Genomic DNA, 353 nt, shown 5'->3' with positions numbered 1-353 from the left:
CGCGGGACAGCACCGCCGCGGCCAGCATGCCGGCCAGGCCGGCACCGATGACGACAGCTCTACGCGACATGGGGCTCCTCGGGTTCGGTCACGGTTCCGGTCGGGGAGGACGGCGCCGCGCCCGCGCGCGCGGCGGGAGGGCGGTGCAGCGCCTGCGCCAGTTCCACCAGCCCACCGGTGCCGGAGACCTCGGTGGCGTGCAGCCGGTACGTTCCGGCGGTCTCGGGGGGTTCCTCGCGGGCGGCGGCCCGGCGTGCCGCGTCGGCGAGCATGGCCGCCTCCGCCGCCAGCCGGGCCTCGTGGGGGGAGCGGCCCGCGCGCAGGGCGGTGTCCCGGACCCGTTCGCGGACCCG

The 353-nt window shown here is 79.3% G+C and carries 1 pseudogene; it reads right to left on the bottom strand.

From position 1 onward, the window contains the following. Positions 1–59: 59 nt before the first annotated feature. A pseudogene (locus tag B7767_RS33775) lies at positions 60–353 on the bottom strand (hypothetical protein); the annotation flags it as partial.

The sequence above is a fragment of the Streptomyces sp. 13-12-16 genome (assembly GCF_002114215.1).
Taxonomy (GTDB): domain Bacteria; phylum Actinomycetota; class Actinomycetes; order Streptomycetales; family Streptomycetaceae; genus Streptomyces.
Note: the sequence above shows the minus strand (reverse complement) of the source record. Positions and strands in the feature narration are given on the sequence as shown.